At 54.1% G+C, this 2,262-nt stretch carries 2 protein-coding genes; both read right to left on the reverse strand.

What is annotated here, in order from left to right; all coding sequences use genetic code 11:
- The coding region (locus tag CPT76_RS13595) for an alpha/beta hydrolase (protein ID WP_105443295.1) at positions 1–687 on the reverse strand (687 nt) is incomplete at its 3' end.
- A gap of 171 nt (positions 688–858) precedes the next feature.
- A partial coding sequence (locus CPT76_RS13600; RefSeq protein ID WP_374954644.1) for an aminotransferase-like domain-containing protein occupies positions 859–2,262 on the reverse strand: 1,404 nt, incomplete at its 5' end.

Genomic DNA, 2,262 nt, shown 5'->3' on the forward strand with positions numbered 1-2,262 from the left:
TGTATAGTCCAGCCCCGACTGCTTGCACGCTTCACGGAACATAACGTTGTCCTCGTACAAAAAGTCTTCGGTGCCGCAGCATTGATACAGCATCGGTTTCGGTCCTTCCGACTTCGCGCACTGCTCCATCAGCCAGAACAAGTCTTCCTCGCGGTTTTTTTCCGGCTTGTCCCCGTAAATCAGCTTATAATCCGGGAAGCGGTCCGGATCTTCCGGGGCTCTCATACCGTTCATAGCACCTGACAATGAAGCGGCGGCCGCAAAGCTCTCCGGTTTGCTAAGCGCCCATTTAAACGCCCCGTAACCTCCCATGGACAGCCCCGCGACGAAATTGTCCTCCCTTTCCGCCGATAGCGGGAAGAAAGAGCGGGCAATGCTTGGGAGTTCCTCGCTGATAAACGTCCAGTACTTGTTCCCGTAAGCCATGTCCGCGTAGAAGCTACGGTGCACCTGAGGCATAACGACCGCCAGTCCCGTCGATGCGACATAACGCTCGATCGACGTTCTGCGCAGCCAGATGGAATCGTCATCCGACAATCCGTGGAGCAGATACAGCGTCGGATGCTTGTCCGCAAATGTGTTATTCTGCATCCCGATCTGATGGCGGGTCTGCTGCGGAAGAATGACCGTCATGGAAGTACTGAGCTGCAGCACGTCCGAAAAAAAGTGACATTGAATCAAAGCCATGATATAAGTCCACCTCTCTATAATCGATCCATTGAATCGGCTGCCGTTCTTCCCGCCTGCTCCATTGCCTGCTGCAAGCGTGAACCGTTTGTTCGGCCTCCATCATTATTGTAACGCGTCATGGCAAAAAGTTCATGGTCATTTTTGGGTGTAACGAAGGTGGGATCGAGGCTATCCATTGTGCATGCTGCCCGCCAAGTTTGTCAGAAGCCGCATGCCGGTCCGAATCTGCTCCTCATTGACAAAGCTGTAGCTGAACCGTATCCAGGAGCACATTTCGCGCTTCGGGTCAAACACCGCGCCCGGAACGAACGAAACCGCCTCCGCGGTGGCGTGCTGCCATAACATGTCCACAGAGAGATGATCCGGGAGCTTCACCCACAGGTTGAGACCTCCTTCAGGCACAGTCCACTGCCAACCGGTGCCCCGGAGTGACTCGATCATCAGATCCCGCCGGATCTGAAGGGCAATCCGCAGCTTTTCCAGGTGATTCTGCATCCGCTCTGATCCGAAATAGTGCAGAAATAGCTTCTGATTGACGAGCGGCGAGCCATTATCCGCAAGCGACTTCAAGGTTAACAGCGGCTGGATGACCGAGCTTCGGCCCACCACAGCACAGATCCGGAGACCCGGAGCTACGTATTTACTGAAGCTGCTCAAATAGACGACCCATCCCTCCGTGTCATAGGTAAACAGCGGTAACGACGGAGGCTCGCCGAAATAAATGTCGCGAAACGTGTCGTCCTCAACGAGCAGGCACTGATATTTCTCGGCTAAGGCGACCAGCTCTTTCCGCTGACCGGCAGGGACCGAATAGCCCGTTGGGTTGTGAAAAGTCGGATTCATATAGAAAAAGCGGGGCTTATGCCGCTTCATCATCTCCTCGACCTGGTCAAGGTCGTATCCGCCAGGCGAAATGTCGACGGGAAGAAACCGGGCCCCCTGAGCGCGAAAAATATCCAGTGCCGCGCTGTAAGTCGGACGCTCCACCATCACGGCGTCCAGCGGACGAATATAGAGCCGGGCTAACAGATCAATAGCCTGCTGCGCACCGGATGTAATGATCAACTCGTCCGCCGATATACTCACCTTGAGCCTTCCCGTCATGTAATCGCCCAGAAAATCCCTCAGCTCGGCATCCCCCTGCAAATCGGAATAAGTGCCGATCATTTTCGGATAGCGGTCAAACACCTCTTTGACATATTGGGACAGATACAAATTGGGCAGCAGATTGGGATCAATCAGCGCCTGCGAAAATTGATAAACGGAAGGCACGCGCTGAATGTCGGACATCTCGTTCTGATAGGTCCGGGCAGCAGCGAAGCTTTTTTCATATGTTGGCAGCCCCGTGATTTCATGCATCGGAGCAACATAATATCCCGATTTTTCCTTTACGTAAGCCTTCCCCTCTTCCTTCAGCAGCTGGTAAGCGCGAAAAACGGTGAGCCGATGAACCTGAAGCTCCTCGGCCAGCATCCGGATCGAAGGAAGCTTGTCATGGGCTGCAAGTTCTCCCCGCTGAATCCTGGCGACAATATGATCGTAGACCTGCCGGTACAGCAGCGGATGATCCTT

This window comes from Paenibacillus sp. AR247 (genome assembly GCF_002968895.1).
GTDB classification, from domain to species: Bacteria; Bacillota; Bacilli; order Paenibacillales; family Paenibacillaceae; genus Paenibacillus_AQ; species Paenibacillus_AQ favisporus.